The organism is Salinicola sp. CPA57, from assembly GCF_003206035.1.
Classification (GTDB): Bacteria; Pseudomonadota; Gammaproteobacteria; order Pseudomonadales; family Halomonadaceae; genus Salinicola; species Salinicola socius.
This window is the reverse complement of record NZ_PZJR01000007.1, coordinates 232,401-251,611: the sequence shown is the minus strand read 5'-3', so window position 1 is coordinate 251,611 and position 19,211 is coordinate 232,401. Positions and strand designations below refer to the sequence as shown.

The following is a 19,211-nucleotide window of genomic DNA, read 5'->3' as shown; positions in this document are numbered from 1 at the left end:
AGTGACAATCGAACAGAGGGTTACTCCGATGAGTATGCCATCTGTATACCGGATTTGGGAGGAAGAATTGGGAACGCTGAGGACTGAATTGTAGTGTAACGCTATGAATTTTCTTTGTTTTTTGGAACTTCTTGGAACGTTAAGGAATGTAATTTGGTGCCCCCATCAGGATTCGAACCTGAGACCTTCCCCTTAGGAGGGGGACGCTCTATCCAGCTGAGCTATGGGGGCGGAAGGCGGAACAGCACAACGGCTGTTCGTCGAGCGAAGCATGTGTCTCGAGCGGCGCATAGTATAAGGGCCGGATTCGTCGAGATAAACCCGTGGGGGCCATTGCGTCGGGACGCTCTGCGCTGGCGTTGGTACAATGCCGCCTTTCCGATTCGAGCCTTCGCTATCTCATGCCGTGTTCTCATGCCTAGTTCTGATGACGCTTCCGAGCTGCCCACCGCGAGCCCGCGACACGGCAACGATATCCCCGTGGGGCAGGACCGGATCTTCGACGGCCTGGCCGACAAGTTCGCCAATAGCCTCTACGCCACGGCGCGCGGCCAGATCCGGCTGGCAGTGCTCGATCAGTTGCTGTCCTGTTCCCTGCCGCAGGACGGTGCGGCCGCGCTGGATGTAGGCGGCGGCCTCGGCCAGATGAGCGTTTGGCTGGCCGAGCGGGGGCATGATGTCACTCTGGCGGAGCCTTCCGCGGAGATGCTGGCGCGTGCGCAGGCCGAATTCGGCGAGTTGCCCATCCGGGCGCTGAATGCCTCGATCCAGGCGTTGCCGGAGCTGGCGCCGGGCCCATGGCCGCTGGTCGTATGCCACGCGGTGCTGGAATGGCTGGCCCAGCCGCGTCAGGCGGTTGTCACGTTGAAGTCCCTGCTGGCACCGGGCGGTCGTTTGTCGCTGATGGTGTTCAACCGCGATGCGTTGCGTTTTTCCAACGTGGTCAAGGGCAACCTCGACAAGGCGTTGGAGGACCGGCTTTCGGGCACCGGCCAGCGGCAGCGGTTGACGCCGATCTCGCCGCTGACGCATGCCGATCTCGAGCGCTGGTGTCGGGAAGAGGGGCTGGTGATCGAAAGCGTCGCCGGCATTCGGATCTTTCACGATTACCTGCGGGAACGTTCGCCGGACGAAGCCCAGCTTGCGACGATCATCGAGCTCGAAAAGCGCTACTGCCAGACCGAGCCGCACTGGCGCCTGGGGCGCTACCTTCACTACATCATTCGGCACGCCGACAGCGCGGGCCCAGAGGAGACGTTCTGATGTCGACGCAGCCACCGGCGTGTCAACTGCTCGCCCGCCAGGATGCGGACTATCGCGGCTGGCTATGGGTCGCGCCGCCCCGCGATGGCTGGCTCGAGTCCGGCGAGGGCAGCGTCTGGAGTGCGGAGCTGGACGTCTGCGATGCCTGGCGCCAGGCCGGGCGGCCGGCCTACGGCGCCCTCACCGCACCGTCTGCCGAGGTACCGGGCGCGGTGCTGTTCTGGCCCAAGAGCCATGCCCTGGGTGAATGGTGGCTGGCGGCGCTCAATGCGTCCTTGCCGGTTGGCACGCCGCTGCAGGTCGTCGGCGAGAATCAGGGCGGCATCAAACGGGTGCCGAATATGTTGGAAGGCTTTCAGCAGGTGTGCCGCAAGCTGGATACGGCACGTCGCTGCACGCTGTTCGCGAGCCGGACGGTCGAATCCGTTCGCAACCCGGAGGCCGTCTGGCAGAGTTTCACGGCAGAGGGGCTGACGCTTGAGACACACCCCGGCGTCTTCGGTCACGGCAAGCTCGACGAGGGCACGCGGCTGTTGATGGAGGCATTGACGCAGTCGCCGTTGCCGGCGCTTGGCAACGCGCCGCTACACGCGCTGGATGTCGGCTGTGGAGACGGCATTCTGGCGGCGTGGCTGGCATTGCAGGGCTGTGAAGTCACCGCGGTGGACATCAATGAATTCGCGGTCGAGGCGACACGCCGTACGCTGGCGGCCAATCAGTTGGCCGGAACGGTTCTCCAGAGCGACGTCTATCGCCAGTTGGAAGGTAGCTTCGACGCCATCGTCAGCAACCCGCCGTTTCATCAGCAGCGCTCGATCGATTATGGCCCCGCCGAGCGCTTGATCCGCGAGGCGCCGGCGCATCTCGTCGAAGGCGGCAGCCTGACGCTGGTCGCCAACGCCTTTCTGCCGTACCCGGACTGGCTCGAAGCCGCATTCGGGAGTTTCGAGATCCTGGCCGACAATCGCCGTTTTCGGGTCTATCGAGCGGTCAAGACCCGGCGTTAGTCTGAAGCTCACGCACGGTCTGGATCGCTCGCCGGTTGGCCGCGCTGACGTCCGTGGCCTGAATGCCGATCTCTTTCAGGGGAGCCCAGGGGATCTCGTTCCATTCACCGCTTTCCAGCCGGATGGCGGTCTCGAGCAACGTGCCGACCGGGCCGACATGATTCAACAGCGCCTCGGTGATCGAGGGATGCAGGGGCAGCGAGTCGACGAGCTCCGCCAGCGGGCGATTGAAGAATGCTTCCAGGTAGGAAAACAGACCCGCGATGAAGGCTTTTTCGGCCAGCTCCGCCTCGCTGCCGGCGAGCTCACGGCACAGGCAGGCGCGGGAGAGCGCCAACTGCAGTAGCGATTCCGGCTTGTCTTCCATCTCCGTCAGCGCCAGCAAGGTTGTCAGGCTGCGGATGCGCTGCGTGCCGATCAAGGCGACGGCTTGCGTGAGAGAGGTGATGTCGGCCTGACGCCGATATTTCGCGGTATTGACCAGCTTGAGCAGGCGCACGCCCAGGGTGGGATCGCACTCGATGGCGTTGGATATCTCGCGCACGCTCACCTTGGGTTTGTTGAGCGTGGCGATGAGCTTGAGCGTGGCGATACGATCGGTGGCGACCGCGGCGCCATGCATGATCTGAGGGCGAGCCAGGAAATAGCCCTGGAACAGATCGCAGCCGACGTGCCGACAGCATCTGAGGTCGTCTTCCGTCTCCAGCTTCTCGGCCAGTATCCGGATATGCGGGTGTCGCTGGCGTAGCGCGCCGACGATCTGTTCGAAGCCTTCGTTGCAGTAATGGGGATATTCGAGTTTGACGATATCCACGAGAGGCAGGTAAGGGTTCTCGGCATCTGCATCGGTGTAGTCGTCCAGCGCAAGCGTGAATCCGCGCTGGCGGAGCCGAACCAGTTGGTCATGCATGACATCGTCGAACGGAATGTCCTCGAGTATCTCGACGATCAGACGGGCCGGGTCGAACGGCAAGTCGTTGCTCAGCGTCTCCGCGGTAAAATTGACGTATAGCGGCTTGCCCTGGCTGACCGTCTGCAGATCGCCCTGGGTGAAAGCGTTCAGCAGAACCGTGCTGGTTGCGCGATTGCCATCGAACGGCATCGGCATCGGCCCGCCATCGGTCGGGCGGAACAGCAGCTCGAAGGCGACGATCTCGAGAGCGGCGTCGAAGATAGGTTGTCGCGCGAACAGTACCGATGCTGCTGGGGTTTCGGAGGCCTGCGACATGGGCTGTCCTCGATGAGCTCGTTCGTTGCGGCCCGGTGGCTGGTTGAACCTCAGTGGCTATGGTTCGATTTGCCTATCGAGCTAGCCATTCTGATCCGCGTAGGTGATATCGGTGATGATATAGTGCGTCTCACCGCCGGGGGCCGCGACGATGACATCATCATCGAGCGCTTTCCCCAGCATCGCCCGAGCCAGCGGCGCGTCGACACTGATCCAGTGCCTGGCGGTATCGGTTTCGTCATGGCCGACCAGGCGCACCGATAGCGTTTCGCCATCATCGTCTTCCAGCACGACATAAGCGCCGAAGTAGACTCGCCCCAGATCCGACGGCAGACGATCGACGACTTGCAGCTCGTCGAGTCGCTTGCGCAGGTATCGGATCCGCGCGATGACCCGATTGAGCTCTTTCTTGTTATAGGTGTAGTCCGCATTTTCGCTGCGGTCACCCAATGCGGCGGCTTCACCGACTTTCGTCGATAACTGCGGTCGTTTGATACGCGATAGATGATCATGAATACCCTGCAGTCGATCGAACCCCTGAGGCGTGATCAGATTGCTTTTCTTCTCCTGGCGCGGATCTGTCTTGGGATCGCGCCAGCGCGTCATGTTTCGACCTTGCATGTAAAATCTCTCGAGCCTTGAGGATCGAGATAGCCTAACGCGAATTCGCCGATCACCACTATGGGCATATCGAATACGCTCGCCCCATATGTGTTGGCCGGGCAGGTTTGTGGCATTAATCGAGGTCAAAGAGGGGTAGGGTGGGGCCGCTATACTCGGCAGTGAAATGGCGAGGAGAGCGAAGAATGCAGAATTCCATTCTGATTCCCATGGGGAAAAATCCGGCCTCCATGGCAGCGTTGCGTAAAGCGAGAGGGATCGCCCAGCACGAACACTCCCGACTCTACCTGCTGCATGTCGTCGAACCTCGGGAGAAGGGCGATGTGCTTGGCGCAGCGACCGGCGCTCCCACGCACGGACTGGATCGCGAGGATCTGGCACGGGGCCAAGCGTTGCTGGAAGCGTGGTGGGAGCGGCTGAACGAACCCATGGCCGCGGTGAACTTCCTGGCCAGGGATGGAAAACTGTCCGAGACCATCGCTGAAGAGGCCCGACGACTCGCGGTCGATGCGATCATCATGGGGACCTCAAGGAGATCACCGGGATGGAAAGGGACGATCGGCGAGATCAAACAGTCGACGCCCTGTCACCTGATCGTCGTCAACGAGGAAGAGAAATCGGTTCTGGAGCATGCGCCATGAACGGCAGAAAATCGGGACGATGGGGCAGGCGTCAGTGCATCACAGTATGACGGAACATGCTCTACGCGCCGCTACTCGCTTTTCATGGGTTCGCTATCGCTGAAATTTATCCATTGACTCAATGTGGATTCAAAGGACGGCTGGCTCGAGGGTTATCAACTCGGCAAGAGTATAGGTAGGACGTGTTGAATTCGGCTAACGTCAACAAGGCTGCATAATCGAGAATTCGAATGTTGCGCGACTCCTTGTCGCGCGTCAGCAGCCCCTGGAACTCGAGCTGACTGAGACAGCGACAGACATGCACATTGGTCATTCCCAGTAAATCGCCGATGACCTGTTGGGAAACGGGAAGCGTCAGTTCCTGGATTTCGCCACGCGCCAGATTGAGACGTGCATGCAGCTCCAGAATGAAATAGGCGATCCGGGTCGTGGCGTCGTGGCTGATCAGATTGTTGAGCCGATCCGCCATGATGTTGCATTGATGCATGGAGGTCGCCAGCACGGCATTCACCAGGCTGTGATCTTTCTGCATCCCCAGGTCGAGTTGGGATTTATGCATAGGGATGACCAGACCCTCGGTGAGCATGATGACTTCATCGAAACGCCCGCCTGCGTGATAGTCGCGCAGGCCCACGATGTCACCCGGTAGATAGAGATCGATGATCTGACGTTTGCCCTCTTCCGTGACGCGACAGGAGCACGCCCAGCCATTCTGAATGGCCAGCACATACTTGGTGTTCAATTCGTGATTCTTGATCACGCTGCCTTTTTTGAACCGGCGTGGCGCTTGCTGGAGTTCGGTCAAGGTTTCACGATTGGTGATCGACAGCGGCGAGTGACGCGAAAGAATCTCGAAATAAAGTGAATAACCTTGCCACGGCTGTGAGTTCGCCGCGGGGCGCTGGGAAATCTTGAGCGATGGCGCGGCGGCTTCGACTAACGAAGACATGGAAATCTACCTCGATGAATACCCGGTCATATTGCTCGCCGGGTTTGACTTGAAATTCTTTCTATGCAGGTTGATCGACCTGATTGGCCGTCCTTGTATCAGCCGGACCCGGTGTGTCCGGGCGATAGTCATGAAATTTACGCGGGTTGAAATAACTCATACGAAACTCTCCCTATCCTTGGGTTCATGTCGTGGTTTGACGTTGCCACTGCTTATGAAGCTAGTGGATATCCAATTTCCGTCGAGTGGATCGTGTTCTTAAATGTTATTCATTGTAGTTAAGAAATGACGTTTTTTATTTCCTTTTGGTAAGGCTAGTTTTAGTTAGGTGCAACCTGCTGTATTCCACCAATAATTGTCCAATCCTTTTCAAACTTGATCTGCGTCAATTGTTGTTGGATTTTTAGCTTGTTTTAGAGTGCGACTAACGCTAAGCGTTGTTATAGACGGAAAAGTCGATGTGAAAATTAACTTATGTGCAACTCGGTTGATTACAAAAAAAATCCCTCTTTTGGGATCGTTGATTGGAATCTTTTTACTGTTCCTGAAAGAAAGGTCGCGAGAGTTGGTGCGGCCCATGGCTGTCACGCCGTACGTATTCGCTAGCTGCGGCACTGAGAAGAGAAGCTACGCTCTGTCTGAAAAATGCCTGCGCTCGCCCATCCGGCGTTAAAAATTGACTNNCTCGTAAACTCCGCTGTTTCGTCAATTTTTGCCTAGTCTGGCCATCGCTCGCCGATTTTTCAGACAGAGCTTAAAAGGCTTGGGAGGGATGAAACGCTGATGACGCATCGGTGGAATTGGTTTCGGCTCAAGGAGTGGGCGCGCAGGATCATTGTGGCGCACACGGTCACTGTGCGTTCTTCATCCAATACCGGCATCATTTCTTTCCAGCGACCGTAGCAGGGCGCCCATGCCTTCAGGAGCTCTGGCGTTGCGTCGCGAGCTGGTCTTGACGCGCATGGTCTGCAACCAGTCGATGGTAAATCCGTGTTGTTGCAAGGTGCCGACGAGCTTGACGTCTTCGTGGGCGACCAGGGGCGCGAATCCACCCACGGCGAGATAGGCGGCAACGCTGACGCCCAGGTTGGCGCCATGAATATGGCGTCCATCGGCGACTGAACGACGATGAGCCAGATAGCGGCGACGGATCTCCTGGGACAGATTGGCCCAATCGAGCAGGTGGACACCACCACAGACGGCGTCGGCGCGACTGGCGAGCTGGTGCACCAGCCAGTCCGCTTCGACGACGGTATCGGCGTCGGTGAACGCCAGCCAGCGCGCGCCCTGGTCTATCAGCCAGTTCGCGCCGCGATGGCGAGCCAGCCCAACGTTGGTAAAGGCGACTTCCAGTACATCGACCCCTGCCCGCCGGGCGATCGCCGCCGAGTCGTCGGTGCAGGCATCCAGCACGATCACGATCCGAACGGCCTCACCGTCCAATTGCGGATGGCAGGCGGCGAGCCTGAGCGAGGCAATACAGGCGTCGAGCGTTTCCTCCTCGTCATGAGCCGGCACCACGATGCCGATCAAGGCGCGGTACTCTGGCGAGGCAACCGGTTCACTGCCGTGGCGAACGTCATTTCAATGCCTCCCAGCGTCCCACATCGAGCGCATCCCGAGACCACAGGTCGATGCGAAAATCACGTTCCACCAGGCTCGATACGGCATGAAGTTCGAGGCAGTCATGCAAGCGTTCATGCACGGCATCGCCGGAGCGATAGCCGTCCTGGAGAGGGTGACGCCAATGACAGGCGATCAGATCGCCGGAGGGTCGTAGCGCTCGCTGCAAGTTGTAGATCGTGGCGACCAATGCTGGCTCCTGCAGGTAATAGCCCACCTCGCTGAAAACGATGAGATCGAAGGTGGACGCGGGCAAGGCGGTGGGTAACGTTCGCTGTTCGAAGCGGGCGTTATCGAGATGGCCGAGGCGTCTTCTGGCGCTGGCCACGGCGCTGGGGCTGGCATCCCAACCGGTAAAGGCGTCGCAACGCTGAATCAGTTCCGCGCTCAGGGCGCCGATGGAACAGCCAGGCTCGAAGCCGTGGCGATAGCGCTGGCGAGGCAGCATCGCCAGGGTCAGCGCGCGCTTGCGGGCCTCGTACCAGCGGGTGTCGTACCCCCAGGGATCGATGGAATCGGCATGCAGCCGCTCGAAGTGTGCCAACAGTCGCGGGTCACTCATAGCAGCACGACTTCGTGGTCCTGCATCAGCCGAGCGAGCGTGTGACTCGAGAGGACCGCCGGCCGGCCGGTCGAGGGATCGGCTTCGCACTGGCTGGCATGCTCGATCATCGCCGTTCGTTTGCGCGCCAGCTCGGGCGTACCGACCGCAATGCGTCTGGCCCGGTGCCAGGGAACACGGCTGTCGCCCGGCTCGGCCCAATGCCACATCCAGATGGGCAGTTCGATCAGCGCCAGCTTGCGATCCTCCGCCAACCGGGCACAGACCCGCCCCGTCGCCTCGTGATCCGGGTGGCCGTCACCCCGCCAGGTGGTGACGATCACGTCATCGGCTCGCAGCAGCTGATGCAGACGATAGGCCAGTTCATGGGTCTCTTCGCCGACCCGGGTGTCGGTGAGATGCAGCCGAATGACATCCAGGCGCTGGATACCGAGTCGCGATAACGCTCGCCGACTCTCTTCCGCCCTTATTTGGCCCAATCGTTCTTCCGGCCACGCGCTGGAGCCTGGATGGCTGCCGGTGCCATCGGTGACCGAAACCACCAGCAGTTCGCGGCCAAGTGCCGACCACTGTTGCAGCAGCGCACCGCAGCCAAGAATCTCGTCGTCTGGGTGTGGGGCGACGACGACGATGCGGGCTCCCGCGGGAGCCACTGTCTCGGCGTCGACCCTGGGGAGGGCGGCAAGTCCGGGCCACTGATTCCACTCGTCGAGCGCCGTGCCTGTGCCGAGTATCCGGCGATCATCGGCGGCCAGCGCTGCATCGGGATTGATGCCATCGGAACTCATCACGTCAATCTCCATCCCTGGGGCGCGCAATGTTTGGGGCCGCTATCATCGGGCGCGCAGGCCTTTTCGGTGCCGGTGGCGCTATTTTGCCGGGCGCGTTGCTGCAGGCTTCGTCCTATCGCCTCGAGGTCCCGCTCCGCGTGTGCCTGACGCACGAACACCGGCAGGTCCGCGACCATTCTGGCGAACGCTGCGTCACGACAGTAGGGGCCAGCGCCAAGCGCCCGCCCGGCGTGCTCGATGACCGTCGAGACGATGTCATCGATAGCGGCGCGCACCGACAGCGCAAGATGCCGGGCATCCTGATGAGGATGGCAGTCGATCCAGGCTGCAGCATCACGCAGCCTCGAAGCGCCATTGTCGAGAACCACGTCCACCATGCCGAGGTGGGCCAATCGATGTGGCTCCTCGGAGGTCGTTGCGGCCAGCAGGGTGTCGCCGATGCGCACGGCGCCGCCCCACCAGCAGGCGGCGACGCCGATACCTCCATGCCAGAAGCCGGGCCGTTGCAGATATGCCTCCGCGCCGCCGACGAGGGTCGCTTCGACGTCAGCGAACTCAACCTCGATGCTTGCGGTCGCGGCCATACCCACGGCGGACCAGCCCGACTGCATCAGCCTGACGCCCGGCTGCGCCAAGTCGACGGCCGCGAGATAGGGAACTGTCTCGTACCAGGTCGTCACCAGCGCATGGGTCACCGCATGGGCCCCGGAACACCACGCCTTCTTGCCGTTGAGCACGACGCGGTCACCGTCGGCCATTGGCAGCGGTCCTCGTGGCGCGAGCGTCAGTCGGGCGAACGGTGGCTCGGCAGCCCAGACGGCCCAGCGCGCGGTCGCCGGGTAGCGTCGAGGACGGGAAATCTCTTCGAGGATAGCCATGGCATCGGTATGGCCTTCGAACAGCTTGGCCAGGCCGAGGTCGAGGCTGGCGACGTTCGACAGGCGCTGCCACCGCTCCAGCGTTCGACCGCCTGCGGGTAACGGGAGCTGATCAAGCTGCAACGTCAGCAAATGCGCGAATCGGTTTGCCAGGACTTCAGGCTCGTCAGCCGGTGAGGGCCATTCCTTGGCCAGTTGAATCAACGTCTCGACCTCGTCGGGAGAGGGCATGTCGAGTTCGTTCGACACCGGGGTATGCATCACGGCTAGCAATCCTGTCGGGCGGCGCGCCCATTCATCCATGAGAATAGTCGTTGTTGAACGCTCACCGGATATTTCCAGATCGGCAACATCCCTCCACAAGAGGCTACGACCGTCTCAGCGAAAAACCAGCAAGTTCCGATGAGCGTGCTGGAACCGGCGCTGCCTGTCGTCACGGAAAAAGGGCGGCGTTCCCTGGCACTCTGTGAGGCTAACCGACGATCAGAAACAAGTTGGCAACGCAGATTAAGGACGCTGCCTTAATATCGAATCTATTTATTCAGATTAATGCTTTGAACGGGGAATGGGCCGGGAAATTAATGATTTTGTTTGGCATTTTCCAAGAAAGAGATGTGCCTCGGGCTTTATCGGCGGCATGTTACTGATGGAGGGTGTCGATTGAGATGTTCCCTTTATTCCTGGTGTTCGACAGATCACGGAGATAAGCGCGTTGGGATAAGCGCGTTGGGATAAGCACGTCAGGGTAAAGTGCGATGTGAAAAGCGTGACGACGACAGATTTCCCGCTGCAGCGGCTACACTGAACTTCGCATCGTCATCAATGCATGAAATGTGTCGTGAAAAAAGCATCAGCTTTTTCGTCCATCGACGGTCCGCGCGCGACCTCGGTGACCAATTGCCGCACCTCCCTGCATGGCTTGCGGTGACGCCCACTTGCTATGATGAGCCTTATCGTGAGAAGGCCTTGGGGAGTAGACAAGCATGCTGAGCGTATTGATGTTCCTGCTGATTTTCGTAGGCGTCGCGATTTCCGTCTATCAGGTCTATGACATCTATTACGCCCAGAACTTCGAGGATGACGAGCGCCAGACCCATCGCGATAGCCCGCTCGGTCAGCTGTCACGACAGGCCGAGCAGTATGCGGCGACCGGCGAGTCCCAGAGTTTTCTCGATCTTGTCAGCCGGCTGTTTGGCGCGCGCTTTGACCAGGGCCTTGTGCTCTCCGCAGCCTCCCGCCCGAACGCCTCGCAGTATCTGGCGGCGCTGCTGCGACGTCAGCGCCAGATCGTCTCCAACGGACGCGTTCGGGTTCGTCACCCGCTGTCCTGGAATACCAATCCTCCCACCAGCGATAGTCGGCCGGTGCTGTTGTCGCTGGTGTTGATCAATTGCCTGGTGGTGATGTTCTTCGGAGGGCTCAGTCTCTACACGATCGCTTACCAGGTCTCCGTGGAGTCACTGGCGTGGATGAACAGCGAGTGGGTTCTGATGCTGCTCATCTACGTCGTGATCGCGATCACGCATGGCATTTCCCGGCTCGACGCCTACCTGCACGATCTCTATCTGATCGGCACCCTGAGTCGCCCGACCATCTGAGCAGCTGTTACCGCGTCATTGGCTCCATCGGCGTCTCGGGCCCGTCTCCGGCTACTCCTCGAGAGAGGTGTCCCGAGCGGGGCGGTTCCAGATGCCGGGGCCGCTCGTCTCCAGTTCATTGAGTTCTTTGACGCGTTGCCTTGCATTGTACTCGCGATGGTACACGCCCACGGTCCAGTTGCGGTGATGGGTATCGGAAATGATGAAGTGTTCGTGAGGCGTACCGGCCTGCTTGGTCTTCACAATGTAGCGGCTGAACATTTCGAGTCCCTGTCTCGCTTCTTATAATTAGGCAATTCTAATATAAAATATCGGTCATTCGGAGTCGGGTCGAGCGGGGTTGGCGCGACCTGTTGCTGCTGTCGTCGATGTCAGTCGTGGGCTCTTCAAGCCCCTGAGTTCTACAGCGCTTGAGGATCAAGCCCCGAGCACCGGCGCGAGCCCAGTATAAGTCCTCACTGAATCATCCGTTGGCGGGTTGCCAGTCGACGCCGGATGGCGGCTGCTCCAGTGATCCTGGCGGCGGTTTTCCCCTGTCTACCTAACCGATGTTATGTAATTGATCCAGCTAACATGCTGTCATGCTTGAAAAATTCAAGAAGGCAAGCGTGCATGGGTCAGCAGGAAGGATGTATTGCCCACCATTTCAGTCACTATGCAAAACTCTCCGACAATGACCGGCGACAGCTCGATGCTCTGGAGGGGTCTGCGACTGACGTTATCAAGGGACAGGTACTGTGGCATGAAGGAGATATGGCGCGGGATTTTTATATCTTGCGCAAGGGTTGGGCCTACGCGTCCCGTTATCTGGAAAGTGGTACCCGCCATATTCTCGAGATCTATTTACCCGGCGATGTCATCGGGCTGAGTGATTTTGCATTCAAGCAGCGCCCGTCTAGCGTCGCCATGCTGGAGGACGGCGCCATCGTGCCGGTCGCGACCCGGCAGCTACTGAACCTGTTCCGTGAGTCATCGAGTCTCATGTCGGTCTGCTTCGCCGCCTGCTCCTATCAGCAGGCCGTGTTGAGTGAGCGCCTGGTGCATCTGTCTCGTCGCAGTGCCCGTCAACGCGTGGCCTATCTGCTGTTCGAAATTGCCTGCCGTCTGCGACGTAACCGTCATACCCCGGGGGAGTGCTTTCGCTTGCCGTTGTCTCAACAGCAGCTCGCCGATGCGTTGGGGCTGTCGCCGGTCCACGTCAGTCGTACGCTGACGGCGTTTCGACAGGAAGGGCTGCTCAAGCTTTCGCGGGGTTGGGTGCATATGCTGGATATGCAGGCGTTGGCCAACGAGGGCAGTATCGTGGGCTGTCTGCATCACCACGTCGAGCTGACGGTCTGAACGAGGTTCTGCTGGATCTCTACGACGCATGAACCCATCGGCATGCAAGGGCGGTTTTCGAAGTGGCGATCCGGGTTTGCCAACAGTGGTTATACCGGCGGGGCCTGGCGGTAGTGGCGAAAAGATAGCTATCTGAGGCGGAATGCCAGACACGAAAAACTCGCCCTCGTCAGTCACGAGAGCGAGCCGAGATGACACCTGGCAACGGTGCCTGCTAGACCGCTGCGCGTCGCGAAGCGCGGCTCAGCGCACTGGTCATTTCGATCGCCATGGTCAGATCTGCCAGCTCCCGCGGGGAGAACGCATTCAGCGCCAGCTTGCGAGTCGTCGGGTTGGCAGGACGGAAGTGGGTGAAAGATTCACACCACGCCAGCGCCGCTTTTTCGCGCTCATCGAATTCGTCGGACTCTGCCCAGGCGGTCAGTGCCTGCAGCTTGCTGGAAGAGATACCCAGGGCTTCTGCCTGCTCGCGACGAAAATGCGTGCAGCTCAGGCAACCATTGATCTGGGAGGCGCGTAATTCCGCCAGGCAGCGAATGGACGGATCCAGTGAGCAGGCGTGCAGGGATCTTGCAGATTTATCGATGTTTTTGACATCGATCGTTTGCCACTTGTCAGCGTTCATCTCGGTCTCCTGAATTCAGGTGTAATGCGATTAAACGACTATCGTTCTCAAGTTTCCACAGCTTTGATTGGAAAGTTCAATCACGGTTAAAGAGTGAAACTATGGTTTAGATGTCATCAGGAAACCAAACGCCCCGCGGAGCGGGGCGTCGAAAGCGTGTCAACGGCGACCGATCAACAAGCCGATCACGGCCCCTGCCAGCGTGGCGGCGCCGATGCTGGGCCATGGATTTTCATGCACGTAGCGATCGCACTCGTTGAGGGACTGGTTCGCCGAGCGCTTGAAACGGCGGTCGCGGCGACGCGCTTCTGCCGCCATGCGAGCGTACTGTTCCTCGCTCTGCAGGCGTGCCTCTTCGATCGCGTCCTGGGCGTCGTCTCGCAAGTCACGTCCCAACGCCTGGCCCTGGTCACCGATGTCATGCAGATCGTCTCGAATGCGATCGGTACGGGCTTCGCGGTCTTCACGTTTGAATAGGCTCATGTTTCACCTCCCTGATGGATGGGCCTGAATGCGTATGACAGCGTAGTCGCTGTGAAGTGCCCGCGCCGCCGGAATTGTCCGCGTTTCCGGATCCGATTCTCGCCCGGCGGTCGAATCGGCGAGCGTCAGGTATAGTCGGCGTGCGATTTGGATGGGGTAGACGGGGAGCGAAACGTGTCGTTGCAACTCTGGTTGTCTCTTTTGGCGATCTGCGCGCTTGGCGCCATGTCGCCCGGCCCCAGCCTGGCCATGGTGATGCAGAACACCGTCGGCGGGGGGCGACTTTGCGGCGTCATCGCCGGCATGACCCACGCGCTGGGCGTCGGGCTGTACGCGGGGCTGACGGTGCTGGGGTTGGCGGCAGTCATCGTCCATCAGCCGTGGCTGTACCGCGTGGTGACCTGGGGTGGCGCGCTCTATCTGGCGTGGATGGGCATTCAGGCGCTCAGGGCCAGCGGCGGCGGCGGTTTCAGCTTTTCCGATCAGGCCAGCGATTGGCGCCGTGCCATGCGCGACGGCCTGCTGGTGGCACTGGGCAATCCCAAGCTGATCGTGTTCTTCGTCGCGCTGTTGAGTCAGTTCGTCAGCGCCGACTTGAGCGCGGCCGGACGCTGGTCGATCGTCGCCACCGCGACGCTGGTGGACGGCGGCTGGTACGTGCTGGTGGCGCTGTTGCTGTCCCACTCCCGCGTGCTGCCGTGGTTGCAGCGACACGCCGCGTGGATACATCGATTGACGGGCATCGTGCTGCTGGGACTGGCGGCTCGAGTGGCAATGGGCTGAACGGTCGCTGCCTTACGGTGGCTCATTCGCCCAGGCGCTCGAGAATTGCTGGCAAGGGCGCGCCGGCCGGAAGCACGCCAAAAATGGGCGAGACGTTTGCCAGCCTCGTGGCACAGAACGTGTCCGCGATGGCACGGGGCGCATGGCGAATCAGCAGGGCGGCCTGCAGTGTTTGGGCCATGCATTGGGTCAGCCAGCGCGCCTCTGCCTGCAGCCGTTCGGGGCTGGCCGTCAAACGCGCCTCGAGCGAGTCGATGGCAGCGTCGAAGGCCGGATGATGGCCGCGCGACAGACTCAGCTCCTGTCGAAAGGCCTCGATGCTGGCCGGGTGGCGGTCCAGAATTCTCAGCACGTCCAGACAGATGACGTTGCCGGAGCCTTCCCAGATCGAGTTGACCGGTGCCTCGCGATAGAGCCGTGCCAGCGGGGTCTCTTCGACGTAGCCGATGCCGCCCAGGCACTCCATCGCCTCGGCCATGAACGCCGGGCCGCGCTTGTTGTGCCAGAACTTGGCCAGCGCAGGAAGCAGGCGCGCCAGAGCGGCTTCCCCTTCGTCGTCGAGGGATCGATCCATGGCGCGGGCGCCTCGCATCGCCAGCAGCAGGCTGGCCTCGGCCTCGATCGCCAGATCGGCGACGACGTGCTGCATCAGCGGCTGATCGGCCAACCGTCGATCGAAGACCTGCCGCGCCTGCACGTGGCTCCAGACCTCTCTCACCGCCTGACGCATCATGCCCGCCGGTGCCGTGGCGGCATCCAGCCGGGTCTGTTGCACCATCTCCAGTATCGCCGGCACGCCGCGGCCTGGCTCGCCGACGAGCTGCGCCCAGGCGCCGACGTATTCGATCTCCGCCGAGGCATTGGCGCGGTTGCCGCACTTGTCCTTGAGCCGTTGAATCTCGATGGCATTACGCTGGCCTTCCGGGGTGAATCGCGGGGCCAGAAAGCAGGAGAGACCGTCGTCGGTCTGGGCCAGCGTCAGGAAGGCATCCGACATCGGCGCGCTGCAGAACCACTTGTGACCGTCGAGCCGATACCATTCGCCCGGACCCGCCGACGCGATCGGTTGGGCCCGCGTGCTGTTGCGGCGCACGTCGCTGCCACCCTGTTTTTCGGTCATGGCCATGCCGAAGGTGTTGGTCGTCTTGTGCCAGGCGGGCATGGCCGAGGCGTCGTACTCTCGCCCCAGAAGACGCGTCTGCCACGCCTGGCCGTCTCGCAGCTGGCGCAGTACCGGCATCGCCGCGTGCGTCATGGTGATCGGGCAGCAGAAGCCGGGTTCGGCCTGGGTCAACAGATAGAGTGCGGCGACGTGAGCCTGATGCCCGCCGTGATGTTCGTGTTCCCAGGCGACGGCGTGCCAGCCGCCGGCGATCGCGAGATCCATCAGGGCATGGTAGCTGGGGTGGTAGTCGACCTCGTCCAGGCGCCGACCGTGGCGGTCGAAGGCGTGAAGCTGGGGCGGAAAACGATTGGCCTGTTCGCCCCAGCGGGCGACATCCGAGGAGGCCAGCCGCTGGCCCAGCGTTGCGAGACGCTCCCCCACCCAGGCCGGCGCGAACTGCGCGACGGCATCACACAGCGCCCGGTCCGAGCGCCACAGGTCGCCTGCGCTGTTGGGGCCCGGCTGGTTTTCGACCCGATGCGTGGTCAGTTCGGTGCGGGGCGCGTAGTCGGCCATGGGATGACTCCGAGTTGGCTGGCTCAAGCATAAACCGGACACTTACCGCTGTGCGGTCTATTCGACCAAAGCGCTGCGACTATCGGGGCTCTAGCGATGCGACTCGAGCGGAACGCCAGCCAGAGGACATCACTCAAATACCAGGGACCCGGATTGCGGGAATCACGTGATACGCTGCTAACCCGTTTTCCGACCGGTAAGTCTTCATGAGCGAGACCGTCATCGCCGACGAGCAGGTTCAGCTCGTCGATCCGTACAATCGACCCTGTGGCAGTGCCTCGCGAGTCATGATGCGGCGTCTGAACTGCTGGCATCGGGCAACGTACATCGTCGTGCGCAACGTGAAGGGGGAGATCTGCGTGCAGCAGCGAACCTCGATCAAGGAAACGCACCCGGGCTGGTTCGATCTGGCCGCCGGTGGGGTGGTGGCGGCAGGGGAGGCCTCTCGGCCGGCGGCAAGGCGGGAGCTGTTCGAGGAGCTCGGCGTTCGTGGCGTCGAGCTGATAAGTGGGGGAGAATTCGTGTTCCGGGAAGCCGGGCTGAATCTCTACGGCAGCCTCTACTGGGTGAACTACGGCGGGCCACTCTGCCTGCAGCCGGAGGAGGTGGCTGCCGTACGCTGGCTGTCGATACCCGAGGCGCTGGCGCTGGAAAAGGCGACGCCGGATACGCGAATGGCACTGTCGAAAGCCATCGATTTCGATCACTGGTGAAACGATGTCGTTCTATACGCAAGACTGCCGGACCCACACCGGCGAAGCCTTCAATCTGCGCGCGCTGCGGGGTCAGGTGCTGCTGGTCGTCAACGTCGCCAGCCGCTGCGGCTTCACTCCGCAGATGGAAGGGCTGGAAAAACTCTACCGCGAATATCGCGACCAGGGGTTCACCGTGCTGGCATTCCCGTGCAATCAGTTTGCCCGCCAGTCACCGGAGTCCTCGGCCATGTTCGGGGCATTCTGTGAACAGCGCTACGCGGTGACGTTTCCGCTGATGGAGAAGGTCAAGGTCAACGGCCGCGACGCACATCCGCTGTTCAGACATCTGCGACGCCAGGCGCCCGGGGTGCTGGGAAGTACGCCCATCAAGTGGAATTTCACCAAGTTTCTGGTGGGTCGTGACGGCCAGATCATTCGTCGCTTCGGCCCGCGAGACGTGCCGCGAGCACTGCGCCCTGCCATCGAAGCGGCGCTGGAGACGCCATTCTCGGCCTGAGTCGGCGTCATCTCCGCGGCGGATGCTCGCCGCGGGCGACCATGACCCGCATGGCCAGTTCGTTGAAGCGCGGGCGGCTCATCATCGTCGTCAAGCCGGAGAACAGCGACCAGGTGGCCTTGCGCCAGCCGGCGAGCTTGCGATTGTGGCGAACCAGGCGCGTCAGCAGCACGGTTTCGTCGAAAGCGCGCCATTCCCCCGCCATCGATAGCTGGTAGCGCGCCATGACCGGCGACATCTCCAGCCGATAGACCCACTCCAGCTGTTGCAGCGTCAGCTCGCTGGCGTCGACCTCCCGAATCATGCGAGCGTATTCGGACTCGCGGGGGTCGCGCTCGAGCCACAGCGGTGACAGTGCCAGCCATAGCGCACCGCGCTTGACGACCAGATCTTCGATCTCTTGCTCGTGATGCATGGGGCTTTCTCTGCTCTCTGGGCTGGCTCGGCTTGCGGCCGGTCATCTTCGAATACGCGCGGTGACGTGACAAGCCCGATGCGCGCCACCGTCGGGGGCGCGCTATTGAACTATGATCGACGAGGCGTCGGCGACGATCAACTGACAGCCGCATGTCACGAGTTCGCCCCCGGTTTTGCCACCCTGTTAGAATGCGCCCGGACAGCATTCGACCTGATAGAATTCGATCCATGCCAGCTCCCGGTGAATGTCGCCGGGGCTTCCGTTTCGGCTCAAGAAGACGAGGTTAGACGTGATCATCAAGCCCAAGGTTCGCGGTTTCATCTGTACCACGACGCATCCGCTCGGCTGCGAGCGCAACGTACTCGAACAGATCGAGACCACTCGCGCCAACCTGAGCGGTGAAAAGGCCGGCCCGCGCAACGTGCTGGTCATCGGCGCTTCCAGCGGATATGGCCTGGCGGCTCGCATCACGGCGGCTTTCGGTTACGGCGCCGATACGCTGGGCGTGTTCTTCGAAAAGCCCGCGACCGAGACCAAGCCCGGCACGGCCGGCTGGTACAACTCGGCGGCGTTCGACAAGTTCGCCAAGGCCGAAGGTCTCTACAGCAAGTCGATCAACGGCGACGCGTTTTCCCATGAGGTTCGCGACAAGGCGATCGAGCTGATCCGGGAAGACATGGGGCAGATCGATCTGGTGATCTACTCGCTGGCCTCGCCGGTGCGCAAGCTGCCGGACAGCGGCGAGCTCAAGCGCTCCAGCCTCAAGCCGATCGGCGAGACCTACACGGCGACCGCCATCGACACCAACAAGGATACGATTACCCAGGCCTCCGTGGAGCCGGCGACCGAGCAGGAAGTGGCCGATACCATCGAGGTGATGGGTGGCCAGGACTGGGAGCTGTGGATGGACGCGCTGGACAAGGCGGGCGTGCTGGCGCCGGGTGCCAGGTCCGTGGCGTTCAGCTACATCGGCACCGACATTACCTGGCCGATCTACTGGCATGGGGCGTTGGGCAAGGCGAAAGAGGATCTCGACCGCGCGGCGAGCGAAATCGATCAACGCCTCAAGGCGACCGGTGGCGGCGCCAACGTGGCCGTGCTCAAGTCCGTGGTGACCCAGGCCAGTGCCGCGATACCGGTGATGCCGCTCTACATTTCCATGGTCTACAAGGTCATGAAAGAGCAGGGCGTCCACGAAGGCACCATCGACCAGCTCAACCGCCTGTTCGGCGAGCGTCTGTATGCCGACGGCGAGCCCGAGCTGGACGAAGCCGGACGCGTGCGTCTGGATGACTGGGAGCTCCGCGACGATATCCAGCAGGCATGCAAGGATCTTTGGCCGCAGGTGACCAGCGACAACCTGTTCGCGCTGACCGACTACGCCGGCTACAAGCATGAATTTCTCAAGCTGTTCGGCTTCGAGCGCGATGATGTGGATTACGACGCCGATGTCGATCCGCTGGTGACATTCGACGTCGTTCAGGTTTGATCGCGCCGCGCTCTGCTG

Annotated in this window: 21 protein-coding genes and 1 tRNA gene; 9 read left to right on the top strand and 13 right to left on the bottom strand. The window is 61.2% G+C overall.

All coding sequences use genetic code 11. The features are described from left to right. Nucleotides 1–154: 154 nt before the first annotated feature. Nucleotides 155–231 (bottom strand) — tRNA-Arg (locus DOM36_RS09435). 183 nt (nt 232–414) lie between these two features. Here DOM36_RS09435 and DOM36_RS09430 point away from each other — a divergent pair. Both DOM36_RS09430 and DOM36_RS09425 read left to right on the top strand, forming a co-directional pair. Further along, the gene (locus DOM36_RS09430) at nt 415–1,263 is read left to right on the top strand and encodes a methyltransferase domain-containing protein (protein WP_110642886.1); all 849 of its coding nucleotides are present in this window, start codon (nt 415–417) and stop codon (nt 1,261–1,263) included. After that, nucleotides 1,263–2,270, top strand: a complete 1,008-nt coding sequence (locus DOM36_RS09425) for a methyltransferase (protein ID WP_110642884.1) — start codon at nt 1,263–1,265, stop codon at nt 2,268–2,270. Before DOM36_RS09430 ends, DOM36_RS09425 begins: the two co-directional genes overlap by 1 nt. On the opposite strand, the gene DOM36_RS09420 is transcribed toward DOM36_RS09425, so the two are convergent. Both DOM36_RS09420 and greB read right to left on the bottom strand, forming a co-directional pair. Next, nucleotides 2,254–3,498 carry an HDOD domain-containing protein gene (locus tag DOM36_RS09420; RefSeq protein WP_110642882.1) on the bottom strand — a complete coding sequence of 415 codons (1,245 nt, stop codon included), beginning with the start codon at nt 3,496–3,498 and terminating at the stop codon, nt 2,254–2,256. The two genes, DOM36_RS09425 and DOM36_RS09420, sit on opposite strands and share 17 nt — an antisense overlap. Nucleotides 3,499–3,579: 81 nt before the next feature. Next, on the bottom strand, nt 3,580–4,119 hold the full coding sequence (gene greB / locus DOM36_RS09415) for a transcription elongation factor GreB (protein ID WP_110642880.1): 540 nt from the start codon (nt 4,117–4,119) through the stop codon (nt 3,580–3,582). A 185-nt stretch (nt 4,120–4,304) separates the two neighbouring features. Between greB and DOM36_RS09410 the strand changes: the two genes are divergently transcribed. Next, nucleotides 4,305–4,760 (top strand): universal stress protein, encoded by a 456-nt coding sequence (locus DOM36_RS09410; RefSeq protein ID WP_110642878.1) that lies wholly within the window; start codon nt 4,305–4,307, stop codon nt 4,758–4,760. A gap of 118 nt (nt 4,761–4,878) precedes the next feature. Here the strand turns inward: DOM36_RS09410 and DOM36_RS09405 are convergent, their stop codons facing one another. The 5 genes from DOM36_RS09405 to DOM36_RS09380 all read right to left on the bottom strand — a co-directional run bounded on the left by DOM36_RS09405 (nt 4,879) and on the right by DOM36_RS09380 (nt 9,827). Next, nucleotides 4,879–5,709: a Crp/Fnr family transcriptional regulator gene (locus tag DOM36_RS09405; RefSeq protein WP_110642876.1), complete on the bottom strand. Its 831-nt coding sequence runs from the start codon at nt 5,707–5,709 to the stop codon at nt 4,879–4,881. Between the two features lie 864 nt (nt 5,710–6,573). After that, nucleotides 6,574–7,242, bottom strand: coding sequence for a glycosyltransferase family A protein (locus tag DOM36_RS09395; protein ID WP_110642872.1), 669 nt, complete (start codon nt 7,240–7,242; stop codon nt 6,574–6,576). A gap of 46 nt (nt 7,243–7,288) precedes the next feature. Beyond that, nucleotides 7,289–7,894: a class I SAM-dependent methyltransferase gene (locus DOM36_RS09390; protein WP_198651251.1), complete on the bottom strand. Its 606-nt coding sequence runs from the start codon at nt 7,892–7,894 to the stop codon at nt 7,289–7,291. Beyond that, nucleotides 7,891–8,682, bottom strand: a complete 792-nt coding sequence (locus tag DOM36_RS09385) for a PIG-L family deacetylase (RefSeq protein ID WP_110642870.1) — start codon at nt 8,680–8,682, stop codon at nt 7,891–7,893. The genes DOM36_RS09390 and DOM36_RS09385 overlap by 4 nt, the downstream gene beginning before the upstream one ends. Further along, nucleotides 8,682–9,827 carry an acyl-CoA dehydrogenase gene (locus DOM36_RS09380; RefSeq protein ID WP_198651249.1) on the bottom strand — a complete coding sequence of 382 codons (1,146 nt, stop codon included), beginning with the start codon at nt 9,825–9,827 and terminating at the stop codon, nt 8,682–8,684. The genes DOM36_RS09385 and DOM36_RS09380 overlap by 1 nt, the downstream gene beginning before the upstream one ends. Nucleotides 9,828–10,546: 719 nt before the next feature. Between DOM36_RS09380 and DOM36_RS09375 the strand changes: the two genes are divergently transcribed. Continuing rightward, nucleotides 10,547–11,161, top strand: coding sequence for a hypothetical protein (locus DOM36_RS09375; RefSeq protein ID WP_110642869.1), 615 nt, complete (start codon nt 10,547–10,549; stop codon nt 11,159–11,161). Between the two features lie 51 nt (nt 11,162–11,212). Here DOM36_RS09375 and DOM36_RS09370 read toward each other — a convergent pair whose 3' ends face one another. After that, the gene (locus tag DOM36_RS09370) at nt 11,213–11,422 is read right to left on the bottom strand and encodes a hypothetical protein (RefSeq protein ID WP_110642867.1); all 210 of its coding nucleotides are present in this window, start codon (nt 11,420–11,422) and stop codon (nt 11,213–11,215) included. Nucleotides 11,423–11,656: 234 nt separating this feature from the next. On the opposite strand from DOM36_RS09370, the gene DOM36_RS09365 reads away from it, so the two are divergent. Next, a complete protein-coding gene (locus tag DOM36_RS09365) occupies nt 11,657–12,502 on the top strand; it encodes a Crp/Fnr family transcriptional regulator (protein WP_348626396.1) in 846 nt (281 codons plus the stop codon). A gap of 214 nt (nt 12,503–12,716) precedes the next feature. Here DOM36_RS09365 and DOM36_RS09360 read toward each other — a convergent pair whose 3' ends face one another. Together DOM36_RS09360 and DOM36_RS09355 are read right to left on the bottom strand one after the other, a co-directional pair. Then, nucleotides 12,717–13,127, bottom strand: a complete 411-nt coding sequence (locus DOM36_RS09360) for a carboxymuconolactone decarboxylase family protein (protein ID WP_075570433.1) — start codon at nt 13,125–13,127, stop codon at nt 12,717–12,719. A 159-nt stretch (nt 13,128–13,286) separates the two neighbouring features. Continuing rightward, a complete protein-coding gene (locus tag DOM36_RS09355) occupies nt 13,287–13,610 on the bottom strand; it encodes a DUF883 family protein (RefSeq protein ID WP_110642864.1) in 324 nt (107 codons plus the stop codon). Between the two features lie 174 nt (nt 13,611–13,784). On the opposite strand from DOM36_RS09355, the gene DOM36_RS09350 reads away from it, so the two are divergent. Next, nucleotides 13,785–14,393 carry a LysE family translocator gene (locus tag DOM36_RS09350; RefSeq protein ID WP_110642862.1) on the top strand — a complete coding sequence of 203 codons (609 nt, stop codon included), beginning with the start codon at nt 13,785–13,787 and terminating at the stop codon, nt 14,391–14,393. Nucleotides 14,394–14,415: 22 nt separating this feature from the next. Here the strand turns inward: DOM36_RS09350 and DOM36_RS09345 are convergent, their stop codons facing one another. Continuing rightward, a complete protein-coding gene (locus DOM36_RS09345; RefSeq protein WP_110642860.1) occupies nt 14,416–16,074 on the bottom strand; it encodes an acyl-CoA dehydrogenase family protein in 1,659 nt (552 codons plus the stop codon). A 206-nt stretch (nt 16,075–16,280) separates the two neighbouring features. Between DOM36_RS09345 and DOM36_RS09340 the strand changes: the two genes are divergently transcribed. Both DOM36_RS09340 and DOM36_RS09335 read left to right on the top strand, forming a co-directional pair. Then, the gene (locus DOM36_RS09340) at nt 16,281–16,787 is read left to right on the top strand and encodes an NUDIX domain-containing protein (protein WP_110642858.1); all 507 of its coding nucleotides are present in this window, start codon (nt 16,281–16,283) and stop codon (nt 16,785–16,787) included. Between the two features lie 4 nt (nt 16,788–16,791). After that, nucleotides 16,792–17,286, top strand: a complete 495-nt coding sequence (locus DOM36_RS09335) for a glutathione peroxidase (RefSeq protein ID WP_075570428.1) — start codon at nt 16,792–16,794, stop codon at nt 17,284–17,286. A 7-nt stretch (nt 17,287–17,293) separates the two neighbouring features. Here the strand turns inward: DOM36_RS09335 and DOM36_RS09330 are convergent, their stop codons facing one another. Then, on the bottom strand, nt 17,294–17,701 hold the full coding sequence (locus tag DOM36_RS09330) for a hypothetical protein (RefSeq protein WP_110642856.1): 408 nt from the start codon (nt 17,699–17,701) through the stop codon (nt 17,294–17,296). A gap of 292 nt (nt 17,702–17,993) precedes the next feature. On the opposite strand from DOM36_RS09330, the gene fabV reads away from it, so the two are divergent. Continuing rightward, nucleotides 17,994–19,193 carry an enoyl-ACP reductase FabV gene (gene fabV / locus DOM36_RS09325; protein WP_075570426.1) on the top strand — a complete coding sequence of 400 codons (1,200 nt, stop codon included), beginning with the start codon at nt 17,994–17,996 and terminating at the stop codon, nt 19,191–19,193. Nucleotides 19,194–19,211 lie beyond the last annotated feature (18 nt).

What these genes read in the sequence shown, in the direction of transcription:
- DOM36_RS09360 (WP_075570433.1), bottom strand. Translation starts at nt 13,127, where the DNA reads ATGAACGCTGACAAGTGGCAAACGATCGATGTCAAAAACATCGATAAA.
- DOM36_RS09420 (WP_110642882.1), bottom strand. Translation starts at nt 3,498, where the DNA reads ATGTCGCAGGCCTCCGAAACCCCAGCAGCATCGGTACTGTTCGCGCGA.
- DOM36_RS09370 (WP_110642867.1), bottom strand. Translation starts at nt 11,422, where the DNA reads ATGTTCAGCCGCTACATTGTGAAGACCAAGCAGGCCGGTACGCCTCAC.
- DOM36_RS09345 (WP_110642860.1), bottom strand. Translation starts at nt 16,074, where the DNA reads ATGGCCGACTACGCGCCCCGCACCGAACTGACCACGCATCGGGTCGAA.
- DOM36_RS09425 (WP_110642884.1), top strand. Translation starts at nt 1,263, where the DNA reads ATGTCGACGCAGCCACCGGCGTGTCAACTGCTCGCCCGCCAGGATGCG.
- DOM36_RS09355 (WP_110642864.1), bottom strand. Translation starts at nt 13,610, where the DNA reads ATGAGCCTATTCAAACGTGAAGACCGCGAAGCCCGTACCGATCGCATT.
- greB (WP_110642880.1), bottom strand. Translation starts at nt 4,119, where the DNA reads ATGCAAGGTCGAAACATGACGCGCTGGCGCGATCCCAAGACAGATCCG.
- DOM36_RS09365 (WP_348626396.1), top strand. Translation starts at nt 11,657, where the DNA reads ATGGCGGCTGCTCCAGTGATCCTGGCGGCGGTTTTCCCCTGTCTACCT.
- DOM36_RS09385 (WP_110642870.1), bottom strand. Translation starts at nt 8,682, where the DNA reads ATGAGTTCCGATGGCATCAATCCCGATGCAGCGCTGGCCGCCGATGAT.
- DOM36_RS09335 (WP_075570428.1), top strand. Translation starts at nt 16,792, where the DNA reads ATGTCGTTCTATACGCAAGACTGCCGGACCCACACCGGCGAAGCCTTC.
- DOM36_RS09375 (WP_110642869.1), top strand. Translation starts at nt 10,547, where the DNA reads ATGCTGAGCGTATTGATGTTCCTGCTGATTTTCGTAGGCGTCGCGATT.
- DOM36_RS09340 (WP_110642858.1), top strand. Translation starts at nt 16,281, where the DNA reads ATGAGCGAGACCGTCATCGCCGACGAGCAGGTTCAGCTCGTCGATCCG.
- DOM36_RS09390 (WP_198651251.1), bottom strand. Translation starts at nt 7,894, where the DNA reads ATGAGTGACCCGCGACTGTTGGCACACTTCGAGCGGCTGCATGCCGAT.
- DOM36_RS09405 (WP_110642876.1), bottom strand. Translation starts at nt 5,709, where the DNA reads ATGTCTTCGTTAGTCGAAGCCGCCGCGCCATCGCTCAAGATTTCCCAG.
- DOM36_RS09430 (WP_110642886.1), top strand. Translation starts at nt 415, where the DNA reads ATGCCTAGTTCTGATGACGCTTCCGAGCTGCCCACCGCGAGCCCGCGA.
- DOM36_RS09330 (WP_110642856.1), bottom strand. Translation starts at nt 17,701, where the DNA reads ATGCATCACGAGCAAGAGATCGAAGATCTGGTCGTCAAGCGCGGTGCG.
- DOM36_RS09410 (WP_110642878.1), top strand. Translation starts at nt 4,305, where the DNA reads ATGCAGAATTCCATTCTGATTCCCATGGGGAAAAATCCGGCCTCCATG.